This window comes from Hymenobacter jeollabukensis, assembly GCF_005771675.1.
GTDB lineage: Bacteria > Bacteroidota > Bacteroidia > Cytophagales > Hymenobacteraceae > Solirubrum > Solirubrum jeollabukense.
This window is the reverse complement of record NZ_VAJM01000002.1, coordinates 465,293-481,512: the sequence shown is the minus strand read 5'-3', so window position 1 is coordinate 481,512 and position 16,220 is coordinate 465,293. Positions and strand designations below refer to the sequence as shown.

13 protein-coding genes are annotated in these 16,220 nt (G+C 63.3%); 1 reads left to right on the top strand and 12 read right to left on the bottom strand.

What is annotated here, in order from left to right:
* Positions 1-48: 48 nt before the first annotated feature.
* The 12 genes from FDY95_RS06120 to FDY95_RS06065 form a co-directional block, all read right to left on the bottom strand.
* Positions 49-2,268 carry a prolyl oligopeptidase family serine peptidase gene (locus FDY95_RS06120; protein WP_138075865.1) on the bottom strand — a complete coding sequence of 740 codons (2,220 nt, stop codon included), beginning with the start codon at positions 2,266-2,268 and terminating at the stop codon, positions 49-51.
* Between the two features lie 126 nt (positions 2,269-2,394).
* Positions 2,395-3,081 (bottom strand): hypothetical protein, encoded by a 687-nt coding sequence (locus tag FDY95_RS06115; RefSeq protein ID WP_138075864.1) that lies wholly within the window; start codon positions 3,079-3,081, stop codon positions 2,395-2,397.
* Positions 3,082-3,205: 124 nt separating this feature from the next.
* Positions 3,206-4,669: a hypothetical protein gene (locus tag FDY95_RS06110; RefSeq protein WP_138075863.1), complete on the bottom strand. Its 1,464-nt coding sequence runs from the start codon at positions 4,667-4,669 to the stop codon at positions 3,206-3,208.
* Positions 4,670-4,858: 189 nt separating this feature from the next.
* Positions 4,859-6,385: a hypothetical protein gene (locus tag FDY95_RS06105; RefSeq protein WP_138075862.1), complete on the bottom strand. Its 1,527-nt coding sequence runs from the start codon at positions 6,383-6,385 to the stop codon at positions 4,859-4,861.
* 4 nt (positions 6,386-6,389) lie between these two features.
* Positions 6,390-6,866 carry a hypothetical protein gene (locus FDY95_RS06100; protein WP_138075861.1) on the bottom strand — a complete coding sequence of 159 codons (477 nt, stop codon included), beginning with the start codon at positions 6,864-6,866 and terminating at the stop codon, positions 6,390-6,392.
* A gap of 5 nt (positions 6,867-6,871) precedes the next feature.
* Complete coding sequence (locus FDY95_RS06095; RefSeq protein WP_138075860.1) at positions 6,872-7,258, bottom strand: DUF6678 family protein; 387 nt, start codon at positions 7,256-7,258, stop codon at positions 6,872-6,874.
* 118 nt (positions 7,259-7,376) lie between these two features.
* Positions 7,377-10,844 carry an acetate and sugar kinases/Hsc70/actin family protein gene (locus FDY95_RS06090; protein WP_138075859.1) on the bottom strand — a complete coding sequence of 1,156 codons (3,468 nt, stop codon included), beginning with the start codon at positions 10,842-10,844 and terminating at the stop codon, positions 7,377-7,379.
* Between the two features lie 136 nt (positions 10,845-10,980).
* A complete protein-coding gene (locus FDY95_RS06085; RefSeq protein WP_138075858.1) occupies positions 10,981-11,577 on the bottom strand; it encodes an SMI1/KNR4 family protein in 597 nt (198 codons plus the stop codon).
* Positions 11,578-11,669: 92 nt separating this feature from the next.
* Entirely contained in the window at positions 11,670-13,112 is a 1,443-nt protein-coding gene (locus FDY95_RS06080; protein WP_138075857.1) for an FtsZ/tubulin family protein, read from the bottom strand.
* Entirely contained in the window at positions 13,105-13,575 is a 471-nt protein-coding gene (locus FDY95_RS06075; protein ID WP_138075856.1) for a hypothetical protein, read from the bottom strand. The genes FDY95_RS06080 and FDY95_RS06075 overlap by 8 nt, the downstream gene beginning before the upstream one ends.
* An 18-nt stretch (positions 13,576-13,593) precedes the next feature.
* Positions 13,594-13,986, bottom strand: a complete 393-nt coding sequence (locus FDY95_RS06070; RefSeq protein WP_138075855.1) for a hypothetical protein — start codon at positions 13,984-13,986, stop codon at positions 13,594-13,596.
* A gap of 97 nt (positions 13,987-14,083) precedes the next feature.
* A complete protein-coding gene (locus FDY95_RS06065) occupies positions 14,084-15,436 on the bottom strand; it encodes a hypothetical protein (protein ID WP_138075854.1) in 1,353 nt (450 codons plus the stop codon).
* A gap of 267 nt (positions 15,437-15,703) precedes the next feature.
* On the opposite strand from FDY95_RS06065, the gene FDY95_RS06060 reads away from it, so the two are divergent.
* Positions 15,704-16,165, top strand: a complete 462-nt coding sequence (locus tag FDY95_RS06060) for a hypothetical protein (RefSeq protein ID WP_138075853.1) — start codon at positions 15,704-15,706, stop codon at positions 16,163-16,165.
* Positions 16,166-16,220 lie beyond the last annotated feature (55 nt).

The window sequence follows — 16,220 nt, the reverse complement described above, 5'->3', positions numbered from 1 at the left end:
CCGGCGGCGGCGCGGTTTCGGTGCCCCGCAGCCGGCTGGCCACTGGTGTTATTTCAGGTTGCCGTACGGGTTCACGCCCATGTTGTAGTAGGCGAATGACCACACGTCGGCCCACTCGTCGATGAGCAGCTTGGTGCTCTTGCCCGCCCCGTGCCCGGCATTCACGTCGATGCGGATCAGCTGGGGATTGGGGCCGGCGTTGGCTTCCTGCAGGGCGGCGGCGAACTTAAACGAGTGCGCGGGCACCACCCGGTCGTCGTGGTCGGCGGTGGTAATCAGGGTGGCGGGGTAGCTGGTGCCGGCTTTCAGGTTGTGCAGCGGCGAGAACTTCACCAGGTTCTGAAACTGCTGGTAGTTGTCGGAGGTGCCGTACTCCGGGGCCCAGTTCCAGCCGATGGTAAACTTCTGGTAGCGCAGCATGTCCATCACGCCCACGGCCGGGAAGGCCACTTTGCAGATGTCGGGGCGCTGCGTCATGGTAGCGCCGACTAGCAGGCCGCCGTTGGAGCCGCCGGCCACGGCCAGCTTGTCGGTGGTGGTGTAGCCCTGCACTTTCAGGTAGTCGGCGGCGGCGTAGAAGTCGTCGAACACGTTCTGTTTGTTGGGCGTCATGCCGGCTTTGTGCCAGGCTTCGCCGTACTCACCACCGCCGCGCAGGTTCGGAATGGCCAGTACGCCGCCGTTTTCCAGCCAGAGCATGCGCGCTACCGAGAATCCGGGCGTGAGGCTCACGTTGAAGCCACCGTAGGCGTACAGATACGTCGGGTTCTGCCCGTTGAGCTTCACTCCTTTCTTGTGGGTGATGAACATCGGAATCTTGGTCCCGTCCTTGGAGGCGTAGAATACCTGCGTGGTCACGTAGTCGTCGGGCTTCACGTCGACCTTGGGCGCGCGCCACACCGTGCTCTGCCCGCTGGCCAGGTCGTAGCGGTAGATGGTCGTGGGGTACGTGAATGAGGTGAAGGCGTAGTACACGGCCTTGGAATCCTTGCGCCCACCAAAGCCCGAGGCCGTGCCGATGGCCGGCAGCTCCACGTCGCGCAGGGGCTTGCCGGCTTCATCGTAGACTTTGATCAGCGAGCTAGCATCCTTCAGGTAGGTCGCCACCAGCTTGCCGCCCACTTGGTCGATGCCTTCGAGCTTGTTCTCGGTTTCGGGCAGCAGGTCTTTCCAGGCGGCCGGCTCGGGGTGCTTCGGGTCGATGGCGAGGATGCGGTAGCGCGGGGCCTTGTAGTTGGTGTACACCAGCAGCCGGCCGCCGAGGTTGCCCACCACGTTCATGTCCGATTCGTAGTCCTGGCCCAGCGTCACCCACTTGCCGGCCTGCTTGGCGTCGCTCAGGTCGCGCACGGCCAGCTTGTTGCCGTCCGATTTGCCATCGGTGAGGTAGATGGTCAGAAACCGCTCGTCCTCGGTGACGGACGCAATGCGGAAGCCCAGGGCCATCTGCTTGTCCTCGTACACCAGCTTATCGGCCGACTGCGGCGTGCCGATTTTGTGGTAGTACACCTTGTGGTACTCGTTTTTGCCGGCCAGCTTGTTTTCCCCGGCCTTGGGCGCGTCGTAGCCGCTGTAGTAGAAGCCGTCCTTGGTCCAGGCCACGCCCGAAACTTTCACCCAGTTCAGCTCGTCCTTCATCGGCTGGCGCGTCTTTAGGTCGAGCAGCTTGACGGTCTGCCAGTCAGAGCCGCCGCCGGAGGTGGTGTAGGCCAGGTAGCGGTGGTCGTTGGAGAAGTAGGTGCCGCTCAGGGCGGTGGTGCCGTCGGCCGAAAACTTGTTCGGGTCAAGCAGCACTTCCCCGTCGCCCTCGGCGTCGGCGCGCTTCACGTAGAGCACGGCCTGGTTTTGCAGGCCGTCGTTTTTCTGGTAGTAGAGGTAGTCGCCCTCCTGCTGGGGCACGCCGTACCGCTCGTAGTTCCAGATCTGGGTGAGCCGCTCCCGGATTCGGTCCCGGTACGGAATCTGGCCCAGGTAGCCGAACGTGACTTTGTTTTCGGCCGTCACCCAGGCCTTGGTTTCGGGCGCGTCGGGGTTTTCCAGCCAGCGGTAGGGGTCGGCAATGGTGGTGCCGTGGTAGTCGTCGGTTTGTGGGCCTTTGGCGGCTTTGGGGTAATCCAGCGCGGCGGCTTTCGGCGCCGACTTGGGCGTTGCGTTTTCGGTCACGGGTTTCTCGGTTATCAGCTGCTGCGAGGGGTTCAGCTGCTTGCTCGGGCCGCAGGCGGCCAGCAGGGCCAGCGTGGCGCCCAGCAGGGGTCGGGTGTTGGTCATGATGAGGTAGGGGAATACGGACGAGGGCAAAATACGGCGGATCAAGTCGATGTAGCGCGAACTTTCAGTTCGCGTTGCCCGGAACGAAAATGGGCGGGCCTAGGCGAGCTGAAAGCTCACCCTACCTCACCGCACCGTTTCGGTGGCCACCTTCCCGATTTTGGGGATAATCTGAATCAGGAAGCGTTTGTTGCGTTCCTCCTGCCCGCGCTGCATGGGGTAGCGGCCGGAGCCGTAGAAGCCGCTGCCGCCGATGATCAGCTCGATGTTGCGGTTCTGGTTGAAGTTGAGCCCGTTCTGCACCCAGAGGTTCGACAGGTTCAGGGCGCGGCGGTAGCTGAGCTGGTACGAGAACTGCTCTTCCTGCCGGTTCAGGGCGTCGTTGTAGAGGTGGCGGGCGGCCATGCCTTCCACGATGACCAGGTAGCGCACCGGCAGCGTCGTCTGGATGGCGCGCAGGCGCTCCTGCAGCAGCCGGCCGGCGCGCAGCAGCGTGGGCTTGTACTGGTCCTGGATTTCGTCGCGGCCCGACTTAAACTGCACGTCCACGCGCAGCTCGTAGCGCTCATTCTGCGGGTCGTAGCGGAAATAGTCGCCCTCCAGCCGCCGCAAAGACTCGCGGATGCGCTGAATCTGCTCCAGCTCCTGGGCCTTCACTTTCAGCTCGCCCAGCAGCCGCTTCTGGCTTTCCTCCCGGTCCCGAAACAGCTTGAAGCTGTACACGAACAAGACCAGCATCACGATGAAGAGGCTGGTCATCAGGTCCACGTAGCTGGGCCAGAAGAAGTCGGAGCGTTGCTGGTCGTCGGCCATTAATCAGTTGTCAGTTGCGGGTTGTCGGTTGTCAGGCATTAACATTCTGTTTGTCGGTAACGAGTAGCCAGCATTCTGCCTATCGACAGAACATACTGACAACCCGCAACTGACAACTAACAACTCATTCCTCTTTCACCCCGCCGAACAGCTTATCCATGCCGCGCTGCCAGCGGTTTTTGGCCGTGGCTACGCGCAGAATCTTGTTCATCATCGTCAGCTGCTCCAGCAGCTTGGCGTCCACCTGCCCGTCCAGCTCGATCTTGCGCAGCAGCTCCCGCTGGGTGGCCGATACGTCACGCGCCAGGGCTTCCTGGTTGGTTTTCACGTCCTTGAGCGGGTCGAGCTGGCGCATGATGCGCTCAAAGGCGTTGTCCTGGTTGAGGCGGCGGAAATACTCGCCCCACTTGTCGTAGGCCTGCTGGGCGTCGCGCTCGTGGTGCTCCAGGCGGCGGCGCATCAGGTCGGTCAGGTGCAGCGAGGCCTCGTCGAAGTACTGCTCCGAGCGGGCCGCGATGTTGCTCATCTCCGTCTGGTGGCGCTGGAAGAAGTCGAGCTGACGCTGAATCACGTTGTCGTGCTGGCCGATGTACTGGCCCAGGTTGTTGATGCCGCGCTCGAAGCCCGTCAGCCGGTCCAGGATGCCGCCCACCACGCGGCCCGACTCGGCGCCCTTGTCGAGCATCTGGTTGAGCTGCTGCTGGTAGGCCGTGAACTGCCCGAACAGCTCCGCCGACTCGCGCACCTTGTCGAATACGGCCAGGTTGGCCTGGGCCATCTTGTCGAAGCCCACTTCCTCCAGCTTCACCAGGAAGTCGCGCTGCACCCGGATGTTCTCGGTGATGGTGTTCAGGATGGGCTCGAACAAGGTGACCTTACCCACGAAATCCTGGCTGAAGGCGTCGAGCACGCCCTTCAGGGTGCTCAGGCTGGCCGACATGTCGTTGTGCAGAATGGGCAGCAGCCGGGCCTGCAGGAAGGTGAAGTACTGGTTCTGGCGGTAGTCGCGCTGCTGGCGGGCGTTGCGCAGCAGGTTGTTGCCGATGAGCGTGAGCAGCAGGCCCATAAACGAGCCCGTCATGGCAATGAGCACGCCAGTGAGGAAGGGCGTGAGCGAGGTATCGTCGGTTACGCCGTGGCGGGCAATGCTCACCAGCCCCAGAATCACGCCCAGGAAGGTGCCGAGCAAGCCCAGGTACAGGGGCGTGGCCACGTTGGCCTGCACCGCCGACTCGGGGCCCTGCGCCTGCCGGGCGGCAATGTCCTTGAGAATGTTGAAATCGGCCGCCGCGCCCTTGTTGTGGCGCAGGTAGGCGTTGGTATCCACCACGATTTCGCGGAAGTCGGCCGACACTTCATCGGTGCGGATGATGTCCACGGCGTAGGCGTCGGCCGGGGCGTCGGCGGCGTAGTCGGGCAGGTCCACCGTGCCGTCGGGCGTGACGAGGCGACGCTCCACCCGCAGCGTGTCCTTGGGCGGATACAGGGCCGCCAGCCGGGCCACCTGGGTGCGCGTCCGCAGAAACGTGCGGATCTGCAGGCCCACGATGATGGCCACCACGGCGACTTCGAGAATTATTTCGAGCATAAAAGCGAGTCAGTGAAAGAGGCCGCTCATCCTAACCGGAAGCCGGCCACATAAGAACGTCATGCTGAGCCTGAGCGAAGCATCTCTACCGAACGGTTTCGTCCGAACGAAGCGGTAGAGATGCTTCGACAAGCTCAGCATGACGACCCAGCGGGGCAAGTCCGCGCTCAGGATGCCAGACAAATTACGCTACTCAAACCGAATAGCGGCTTTCTGCTCGATCTGCCAGGCCGGGCCCACCTTGCGCAGCTGCCCTGGCTCTTCGGTGATGATGCGGATGGCCGGCCCCGTCGGCGGCTGGTAGCGGCAGGCTTCACGCAGGGAGTACTGGGCGCTTTGGATGGCGTAGGGGTGCACCTGCGGGTCGGGGTTGATGCGGAACGAGGCCACGTCGGGCCGCTGCGGATCGGGTGTGATTTCGTAGATGCTGTCGTGCTGGGCCACCGTGTGCAGGTCGTAGTCGGAGAAGCCCCCGTTGACGGGCACCTTCACGTAGAACTTGCCCAGCGGCATCGGCTCGGGCTGGTGCGGCGTAACGGGCGCGGGCGCCACTGGCACGGGCGCCGGGGGCGCCGGCTGCGGCAGCTGCACCGGCGGTACCAGCGAATCAAATTCCTCCACCGCCGCGGCTGAGGGCGGCCCGGCCGGAATGGCGGCGGGCGGCGCGGGCACCTCCATCACGGGCTGCACCGGAGCCTGCGCCACGGGCGGCGCTACCGGCGCCTGAGCCGGGCGCGGAGCCGGGGCTGACGGGGGCGCGGGCGCCGCCTTGCGCACATCAATGGAAGGCGCGGCGGGTTTGGCGGGTATAGCCGAATTGGCTTCGGCCGCGGCGCGGCCGTGGGGCTGCTGCTCGGCCAGGCGCTGCTGCACCAGCCGCTCTACCAGCTCCTCAATCTGCCGACGCTGGCTGAAGGTCAGCTCGGCCGCCACGGTTTCCGGGCCCTGGCCCCGACTGCCGTTGTGCTTCATGGAGTCCAGCTCGTTGCGGTGGCGCGAGGCCCGGTTCTTCAGCTCGTCGATGTGGTTGCGCAGCACCCGCCGCTCCAGGAACCAGAGCACCAGGCTCAGCAAAGACAGAATCAGCGCGATGGGGCCAAACAGCCTGGTCATCGGGCTGTCGGCGGAGGCCGTTTGCGCGGGCACGGCCGTGGTGGTTTCGGCTTCGCCGGCATCGGCGGGTGCCAGGCTTTCCGGGGCTTCGGTGGCGGTGCTGTCGTAGGTAGCCTCGGCCGCATCGGCATTCACCTGCCCGATGTCGCCGGGAATGGGCGTGCCCTGCTCCACGTAGCCCGTCAGGGCCGCCTGCAGCCGGTTGAGCTGAGCCATGCGGGCGGGGTCCTTGCGCCGCTGGGGCGAGCCGCCGAGCTTGTTGATGATTTCCTTGGCCAGCCGCTGCAGCCGCGACTGATCCGAGCCCAGGCCCTTGTACATCACGCCCTTGCCTTCCAGCGGCTGGTACACCAGCGAGTACACCCGCTGGCTGTCGGCCCGGATGCTGCCTTCGAAGGCTTTGAGTGTGCCGTCGCAGCGCAGGGTATTGTTCAGGTTGGAGCGGCCGTTGTCGTTGTACACGTAACGGACGGTGGCGCACCAGATCTGCACCTTTTTCTCTTCCAGCGTGGCCTGGCCGGGCGTGGTCTGGGCCTGGGAGGCGGCGGAAGCGGAAAGCAGCAGGCCCGTCAGCAGGGCGGTGAGGCGGGGGGAAATCCTCATGGAATCAGAGTTTGGAGAAGTCACTGGCTTCGGGGGTGAAAAACCGGCGGGTTTCCGGCAACAGGGTGTCGCCGTGGCGCCGGGCCAGCTCCCGGTAGCAGGTTGGTCGGTCGAAAGGGCCTTCTACCAGTTTCACGGCCTGAAAATGGCTCTGGCCCTGCCAGATGGGGACAAGATAATACTGCCGGTCAATGCGCGCCTGTTGGCGCGTGGCTACCAGCTTAGCGGTTTCGACAACGATAAAATCCTCGTTGAAGCGTACGGCGGCAATATTGGGCCGGATGAGTGGCTCGACGTACCCAAACTGTTCATCTTCAAAATATAGCTGAGCATTATGCCAGTCGGTTTTACCCCAGTTGGGCCCGTCGCCAAGCACGTAGTAACGGCCGGTCAGGTGCTCGGTGTCCCAGTCGTCGCCCCAGAAGCAGGCCGTAAGCCCGAGTAGCGGCAGCAGTAGGAGCAGGAGCAGCTTGGTTTTCATACGGGCTAGCCGGCAGCATTAGGTCGTAGATAGCCGTAAATCCGAAAGAGCCCGTCCTGCTCCGTGAATGGTATCGAATGCCGTTCCAGAGCCGATTTCACCCAGGGCGTGAAGTCCGTCCGGGTGTCGTCGACCAGCCGGCCGACCCGCTGGCGCCGGACGGGGTCAATGTCCATCCACTCGATAAACCGACTGTCGCGGTGCCGCACGCTGTCCCATTCGAGGAGCCCAAAGCCGTCCGGGCGGTCATCCAGCAGGTACTGCACGCGCACTTCGGGCTCAAACGCGGGGTTCGAGGTCAGCGCATCCGCCAGCTCCCGCCACTTGGTCTGGTTCATCACGGAGGCCAGTTGGTTGGCGTAGATGAAGGCGGTCAGAGGGTCTTCTTTCATGCGGCACAACTTGATTCTCCGGCATCCCAACGGCACGGACGCCCGTCAACCACCCCGGCTTTGGCCTGCGGCCAAAGCGTCCCCTCCTCGTCTGAGGAGGGGAGCTTGACGTTCTGGCTTAGCCTTGCAGCAAGTCCCGGCCGAGGTTGAACAAGGACTGCTTCAGCGGCAGGAAGAACAGCGTCTCGGGCAGGGTTTCCTCCGAGCCCAGGGTGCGCTCCAGCTGGTGCAGCCCCAGGTTCAGGCTGTCCTCCACCTCGCGGGTCATGAAGTCGAGCACGCGGGCCCGGTCGATGTCCACCCCGACTTCGCGCATGAGCGGGGCTACGTCTTCGTTGACGAGCACCAGCTCCAGGAACTTGCGCATGTTGTCGAGCACGGCCGCGCGCATGTCGGCGTCCACGCCGCGGGCTTTCAGGCGCAGGCCACCGATTTCGGGGCCGGCTTCCGAGCCGAGTAGGCGGATGTTCTTGATGCTGTCCACGTCGGGTACCGACTGGCTTTCCTCGAACAGCACGCCGCCGTTGGTGGTGGCTTCCTTGGGGTTGTCGGCCAGGATGACGCGGAAATTCTGCGGGGGCTCCACGCCGGTTACGGCTTTGAGCACGGCCTTGGAAATCCGCTCGATGGCGCCCATGCTGCTGCCGCCGGCCAGCAGGCGCAGGTACAGGCTGCCCTTGCCCGAGAAGCACAGGTAGCGCGGCAGCTTCAGGCCCAGGTGCTGGGTGAGCTGGCCCACGTGGTAGATGATGCTGGTGTAGTGCAGGTAGAAGAGCACCCGCAGCTGCCGGCCCTTGCCCAAGGCCAGGCTCTGCGAGAAGCGCAGGGCCTCGTCGTAGAGGAAGAGCAGCGAGGTCACGTCGGCCGAGCCGAAGTCGTTGTTGCTCAGCGCGGCGCGCAGGTAGCCCTTGAACTCCTGGTTCTGCTCCGAGTCGGGCAGGCTCTCCACGTGACCTACGCCGAGGCGTAGCAGGCCGTTCTGCTTGGGCGCGCCCTGCACGCGGGCGTAGCCGTCGCCCCACAGGTCGTTGCCGGCGAAGCGGAAGGAGGTGCTGTAGGCTGGGCGCGAGTCGGCAAACACCAGCAGGTCGGTGGTGCCGCCCCCGATGTCGATGTTGACCACGTTCTCATCCCGGCTGGGCACCACTTGGTTGGTGGCCGTGAGGTAGTAGTACGGCGCCACCGATTCGGTCAGCGTCAGCGTCTCGCGGCGGGTGCGGAACACCTGCTGGAAGGCCTGGTCCCATTTGTCCTTGAACTGGTTGCGCAAAAAGGCGTCGAAGCTCAGCGGAGCAAACCACACCACGCGGGTGTCTTCCATAATGCCGCCGTTCAGGGCCGTCTTGTGCTTGAGCAGCAGCATCACCTCGCGGAAGAAGGCTTCGATGCGCGTCACCCCGCTCGGGTCCAGCTCGGCCGACCACTTCAGGTTGGTCACGAAGCGGTTCTGGGGCAGCTCGGCGGTGTTTTCGGTGTTGATGCTGAAGCCGATGTTGATGTTGCCCAGCACCCGCGCCGGCTCGTTGGGGAAGGTGCTCGTCTCGCACACCGCGGTGCGCACCGGGAAGGCGTAGGCCGCGCCGCCCTCGCCCACGAAGGAGGGCACGAACTCGCGGTTCTGCAGCTCGGCAATCTGCGCCCACAGCTGCTGCGCGCCCTGGCGGTAGCGCTGGTAGGGCGAAAGGCCCAGGTCGGGCAGCGGGGCGTGCAGCCAGATGACCTGCTGGTCCAGCTCGCCGATGCTGAGCGGGCGCGGGTGGCTGCTGGGGCCGTCGGAGTAGGCAATGTGGGTGTTGGTGGTACCGAAGTCGACGGCGAAGGTGAAGCGGCGGGTGCCGCGGTCCAGCTCCTTCCAGCGCGGCACCATCAGCCCGCGGGCCGGCGGCAGACCGGGCCCGGCCGGGCACACCAGCTCGGCCACGTCGAAATGCGTGCCGGTGACTTCGTAGTAGGTGCTGCCAGCGGTGCTGATGCTCTTGCGCGTCCGCTCGTAGCGGGTGGCGCGGCGAGCGGCGCCCTGGTCGGTAATCCGCTCCCCGCCCACGAAAAACTCCACCGCGTACTGCTTCTGCAGCTGGGCCGGGCCGTTGTCGGCGTCGACCAGCATCACCTTGTACAGGTCGTTGTACTCGGGCTGCTGGCGGAACTTGTAGAACGGGAACACGCCCAGCCCCACGTTGGCCCGCACGATGCGGCCCTTCTCGGGAATCTCGCGGCCCAGCTCGTCCTTGGGGTTCTGCGGGTTGGTATAGTAGCTGCGCTCCAGGGTGATGAAGCGCCCCTGCTGCACCGGCACCCGCAAACTCACGCGCACGTGGTTCAGGTCGATGGTGAAATGCAGCAGCTCGGCCAGGTCGTGCTCGGTGAAGTACTCGAAGAAGGCCGGCTGCAGGGGCAGCAGGTACGGAAACCGCGCCCGGCCCTGCGAATCAGCCCCGTACTGGAACGTCACGCGGCCGGTGTGGTACCGCTCCCCGTTCAGCTCGTAGGGCAGCTCCACCAGCGAATCAGCCAGCAGGTCGCCCACGGTCAGGTACGGGTACTTGAAGCCCTTGCCGGGCAGCACGCGGCTGCTCATGGGCTGCTCGTCCACGTAGGGCACCACGGTGCGGTCGTCCCAGGGCTGGCCGTTCAGGTAGTTCACGCCGCCCATGGCCAGGTTGGGGCGCAGCACCAGCGGCTTCACCTGACCGGGCGCCAGGTCGCGGGTGGGCTGGATGAACAGGTCCGACGACACGACGGCCGTCTGGTCGGCGCGGCCGGGCAGCGGGATGTTGCGCACGTAGGCCGGGTTGCCCTGCGCGTCGGTCAGGCCGGGGTAGCGGGTGCTGAACTGCTGGGCGTTCCGGTCGCCGGTCAGCTGCATCTGGCTGATGCGGTTGCGGTCGAGCACGGCAAAGACGCGGTGGGCGAAGTTGCGGTCCTGCAGGCGCGGGAAGGTCAGAAACAGCTCGTAGACGAAGTCCTGGAACTGCGGGTCGCGCTGCTCCAGGGCCACGTACTGCTGGTCGAAGTAGCGGCCGCCAGCGCGGGGGCGCTCCACGTCGAGCACCGGCACGGCGGGCGCGGTGAAGAGCAGGGTCAGCGGCGAGGTGCCGCCCAGCAGGCGCGGCCCGCCCGCCAAGCCTGGCGACTCGTAGAAAATCAGGTACAGGTCGGGCGTCTCGCGGAACCGCTCGTCCTGCCAGAACAGGCGCAAGGTTTCGCCCAGCAGGCGGGTGTTCGGGTCCTGCTGCATGCGGCCCAGCTCGGCCTCGGCGTTCCAGCGGCGCAGCGTGATGCGGCGGCCGGCCTGGGAGTAGAGGTGGTGGTTGTAGAGCAACTCCAGCAGGTCCCAGTAGTGCGACACCAGCTCGTGGTACACCGAATTGGGGTTGCGCGAGCCTTCCCGGGCCACGAAGTCAAACGCGGTTTCGAAGAGGTGCATCCGCGCGAAGGGCGTCGGGATGGACACCGCCAGGTTGCGCGTGCGGCCGCCCGTGGGGTCGGTGATGGTGTTGATTTCGGTGCTCGTGAGCGGACCGGTCTGTTGCCAGCCCTGGATTTGCTGCGAGCCGCTGTTGTGCAGGCGAAGGACTTTGGGCATGCGAAGGAGGAAGTCGGTTTAGAAGAACGAACTCCCCTCCTCAGACGAGGAGGGGTGCCCGAAGGGCGGGGTGGTTGACAATCGTTGAACGATTATCGGCGGGCGTTATGCTGAGCTTGTCGAAGCATCTCTACCGCTAGTCTTCGTACTGGGTAGGGTTTATTTGCTCTTCTCGTAAGCTCCGCATCATATCTGCGAAAGAGGGATACAGAGTTTCCATTGGAAGTGGCTCGTCATACAATAAGTCATGGTCAATCATGATGATTGGACAATCACCATCCTCTTGATTCTGGTTATTGGTATCAAAGCACACCATTCCCCAATCTGAATAGTCGGCGAAATAGATATAGCCTTGACCTATCAGCTTAGCAGGGTCCCAAGAATTGAAATAGCGGTCAAACAACTCTTCCTTCCAATCATAGATGCCGTGGCTGAAGAAGTTTATTTCCTTTTGCGACCATAGGTCGTAGAAGTGTTTGTACTGTAGGAACTCCTTGTATAAGTCGGGATACCGCAGGTTTATTCTGTCTTCTAGCTCCTTAATATCCGAGTCAGCTGCAGTGCTAGGTATTGGCTTCCAAGAAACAGCGTCACTATCATGTACAACCCCTGCTTCATCCCGCATTTCTGTAGGCATGTCAGGATATGGTACGTTCATAACACCAGCTCCGTGCCAGGAGTCCAACGCATCGTCTACAAACTGATGAACTATGCTGATGTCGTCAGGAGTCATTTTGACCTACGTTTTTGTGGGCTTGTTGAAGCAAATCGATGAAGCGGTAGAGATGCTTCGACAAGCTCAGCATGACGTGCTGGGCTGCGGGCTTACACCACCTTCACCTTATCCTTGAACGCCTCATCCGTCACGTCGTACATCAGGGTGATGAGCTTGCGGAAGTTGTCGGCGTCCTGCACCTTCTTTTCGCGGGTGTTCAGCGCGTCAAGCAGGTAGTTGCGGCTGATGCCTTTGCTGAAAAAGCCCGTTTCAATCGGCTTGCCCTGAATCATCAGGTTGAAGTCGTCGGTGTTCAGGTCGAAGGGGCGGAAGGAGCGGCGGTTCTGGCTCAGCTCGGTCAGCCAGGCGTCCACGCCAAAGTCGGGGCTGTGCAGGAACTGGTCGAGCTGGCGGAAAATGGGCTCGTTTTTCTGCGCGTACTGCAGGTTCAGGTTCTTGGCGTAGGGCGCCTCGTCGGTGCCCATGTGCTGCTTGTGGTAGCGCGAGAAGTACAGCAGCTGCGTCAGGTGCTGCGCCACCTGCTCCTTGGTTTCGGTGGGCAGGTGCTGAAACTGCACGTCCGGCGTGTCGGCGTCGAGGCCGTACTCGTGAAACAGCGGGCCGTTGTTCGAGCGGATGTCGGCGGCCGAGTAGCTCATGAAATCCACGATGCTCAGGGCGGCCAGCAGCTCGATGATGTGGGCCTTGTTGCGCTGCCCGGTGCCGCCCGGCTGGTTGTCGTAGGGCGTGTCGGGCGTGTCGGCTAGGTAGTAGAGCGCGTCGAGGCCCTGCAGGTGGTTTTCGTAGTAGCCGAGGGCCGCCTTGGTCTTGGTCAGGAAGTTGTTGGAGTCGATGACCTGGTTGTCCTCGCTCTGCAGGGCGAAGTAGGGCATCACCGTCACGGCCCCGGTCAGCGCGTCGCGCAGGTAGCGGGCGTTCGAGAGGCGGGTATTGGGGTCCTTCAGGTTCTTGAGCAGCAGCGGGAAGCCCGAGGCGCCAGTGCCGCCGAAGATGCTGCTGATGAAGAACACCCGGTCGTCCTGCTGGAAGTTGTCGGCGAAAAACCGCATTTCCGGCGACTCCACGATGCGGTTCAGCACCACCGAGCCCACGTTGGGCGAGCCGCGGAACCCGATGGTCAGCGGGCTTTCCAGGTTGTCCTGGGTAAACAGCGCCTCCACCAGCGCCTTCGACTCCACCGGCAGGTTGTTGTAGCCCAGGTAGTCGCGGAAGGAGCGGTTGATGCCGCCGAAGTCGAACACGAAGGTGTCCTTCACCGAGCCGTTCACGTCCTGACTGATCGAGGAGAGCGTGCTGATGTCGGTTTTGAAGAAACCCTCCTCGCGCGGCCCCATGCGCTTGTGAATCTGCTGGTAGGTTTGCAGCAGCTGCACGGTGCGGTTCATGTCCGCGTTCTGCGCGTCCGGGTCGATGATGATGGGCACCACCTGCTGGCAGTTGGGCAAATCCACGCCCGCGGCCAGCAGCATCGTCAGGGAGCGGACCACCCGGGAGCCGGTGCCGCCGATGCCGAAAAGAAAGAGTTTAGCCATTCGTCTGGTCTGAAGAGGAAGCCACCTCGTCCGAGGTCAGGGCTTCATCGTTGTTCGCGCTGGCCCAGAGGATAGCGCGGATGTTTTCAAAGCTTATTGCGGAATCAACCCGCTGGATTAGTTCGTCAGCGTCGACGAACTGAGTTAAAACGTCGTCATCGTCGTTAATACAGTCGCGCACGGCCTGTTTCAGCTCCGCAAGCGAATACGCCGCCTGACGCACCCACTCCGAGGCTACTTGCATCTTCGAGTTGAGCAGCTTTGCTAGCCAGTTCGGCTGCTTGACACCTAGCAGCTGCCGCGACCAAAGTATGCCTTCCGAATCGTAGAAGATTTCCTTTTCCCAACGGCGGCCCGCTACGTATCCAGCGTTTGCGCTGCCCAATTCATCCTCGCTTTCCACGATGCACAGCCAGTTTATAGGCTGGCTGCCAACCATTATCAATGGAAATCGAGGTTTCATAGGCAGACTACGAAAAATTTAAAACGGCGTCGTGCTGGCATTGACGGACAGCTTGCGGAAAATCAGGGAGAAGAGGAAGAAGAACAGCGCCGCGTACAGAGCATTCAGCAACGCCAGCCAGTACACGTAGGAGTGCGACACCACGTTCTGCCCGTTCACTTGGGCCAGCACGATGACGAAGGCAATGATGACGTTCAGCAGCAGCATGATGGCCCAGTGGCTGGGCCGGCTGAAGGTGGCCACGCGCATCCAGCGGTTGATGACCAGGTAAAACAGCACCAGCAGCGCCAGCGTGATGCCCAGGTTCAGCAGGCCGATGTTGGGGAAGATGACCTCGCGGTACACGGGCACTTCGGAGGAGGGCTGCGGCGAGCCGATGACTTCGTACAAAGCGCGAAAGAAGCCTTTCATTCGGAGGAGGGCTTAGGAGTGGGGCGTAAGGCTGGGTAGCCGAGAGAAGACAGGTGAAGGGGAGTGCGCGAAACGGCTTAACCGAGTTGTAGTACGCTTAATCCGGCTGGATGGTCAGCGGCACGCGCAGCACATCGGCAGCATTCGTGCCAGCCTGTCGGCCGGCCAGCAGCTTCTGCAGGCCGTCGAGCTGGCGGCTGAGGGCAAAGGTCTGAGGGCCAGGACGCGAGTCATCGGTGGTGGTCCATTTTTCCACCCAGGTGGGCCGGGCGGCGGGCAGGGCCAGCGTCAGTTGCTGCTCGCTGCGGGGTTTGCCGGTCACGCGCACCGTCACGAAGTGCGTGTAGGCCGCTTCGGGGCCACCGCTTCGCTTGGTGGCTTCGGTGGCGGCTTCCACTTTCAGCACTTTGGCCTCGGTGGTGTTGCCGCGCAGGGTGAGGTTCTTCTGTAGGTAGGCCGGCGTCTGGAACAGCTCCGGCAGCTGGTTCAGATCCAGCCCGACCACAAACTCGGCCGGCTCCTGCACGGAAGCTTCTTCAACGGCGACGGTGTGGCCGGAGGCGCCGGCCTGCTTGCCCGCGTCGGCTACAAACCAGCTGCCCTTGCGCCCGTAGCGGCTGAGCACCGAGTTGGGCACGGTCAGCGCCGGCAGGCCGAAGTGCGCCTGCTCGCCCGGCAGGCCTTTCATTAGGGAAGCGTCGAACTGCCCGACCAGCTCGGCTGGGCCCAGCACCCACATATAATACGGTACGGGCTCGGGGCAGCAGTTGGGCACTTTGCCCACGCGGCCCTTCATGGCCGGGTAGTAGGTCCCGTGGAAGTCGGAAGTCAGGCCGTAGACCGACACGGCCAGGTCCTTGCGGCTGCGGGCCAGCGCGTCGGCAATGTCGGTGTTGATGTAGGGTACGTCGCCCGGGCGCTCGGGCGAGTAGATGAAGTCAGAAATGATGACGCTGACGGCTCCGTCATTGAGGTAGCGGTTGGCTACCGTGTCGAGGATGGCCGGAATGCTGGTGCTCTTGGCCGGCTGGCTGATGCCGCGGCGCACGGTTTCGCTCAGGGCGCGGTAGGAGTCGGTCAGGGGCCGGTCGGCAATGCGGAAATAGCGGCGCTGCTGTACGCGCTGGTCGCGCTCCAGCCCCGACAGCCACTCCGATACCTGCTGCTGAAACTGGGTGGTGCGGGCGTCGGCGCCGGTGGCGGGCATGAAGCCCTGCATGGAGCCCGATACTTCCAGAAAGACGTTGACCCGCGGAAAGCCCACGGTAGCTGCGGCCGGCGCTTTGGGGGCGGGTTTGCTGGTTTCGGCCGCTTGGGCCGGCGCGGGTTTTTCGGTTTGGGTCGGGGTTTCAGCTTGTTGTTCCTGCTGGATATCGGAGCGGGAATAGCAGCCGGCCAGCAGCAGGGCCGCGGCCGGCAGGGCGTGGCGGACGAAGAAGGGAATGCGCATCGGTCCGAACATACGCACCGCCACGCGGCGGCGCAAAGCAGCGTACTGCTGAGGCGGGAAAGAGGTTGTGCTTTGGAACGCTTGAATCACGAGAAAATTTTATTTCCCCAAACACCTTCCCATAATGAAACAACGATTAGACTCAGCCAGCGCACATTCCCTTTGTTATTTACCTCGCAAAATGATAAAACACCCTTTTATTTACCAATCCAACGGCCGAGCCATTGCGTACAATTTGATTCACGCTAGAAGCTGTACTCCACCGATATGATTTACACCGTCAGTGATTTTGTGTGCGTGCAGCACGACTGGGACCGGGGCCTGCTGCGGCACCGCTGGAATGGCGTCGAACGGTTTGCCGGGCTGAGCCTTTTCCAGAGCGTGCACGAGTCGTTGCTGGAGCTGGCTCAGCAGTACCACGCCACCTGCTGGCTGGTGGAGCTGAGCGCCGCCCCGCTGGCGGTAGAGGATCAGCTCTGGCTGGAAGAAACTTGGATTCCGGCCCTGGCCGATACCGACGTGCGCCGCATTGCCGTCGTGGCCGACGACCCCTACAACCTGATGGTGCTCGAAGGCCTGCTGCCGGTGGGTCACTCGCTGCAGCGCATGCTGCAGTTCTTCGCCGACCCTACCACCGCCCTCGAATGGCTCACCGGCTCCGACGCCGTGGCCGAGCAGCTGCAGCAGGAGTGGGAAGCCAGCGTGGAGCCCGGCATGTTGTCGCCGTGAAGCAACGGCTCACCCCGCCGTCATTGCGAGCGAAGCGAAGCAATCTTTCCTCTCG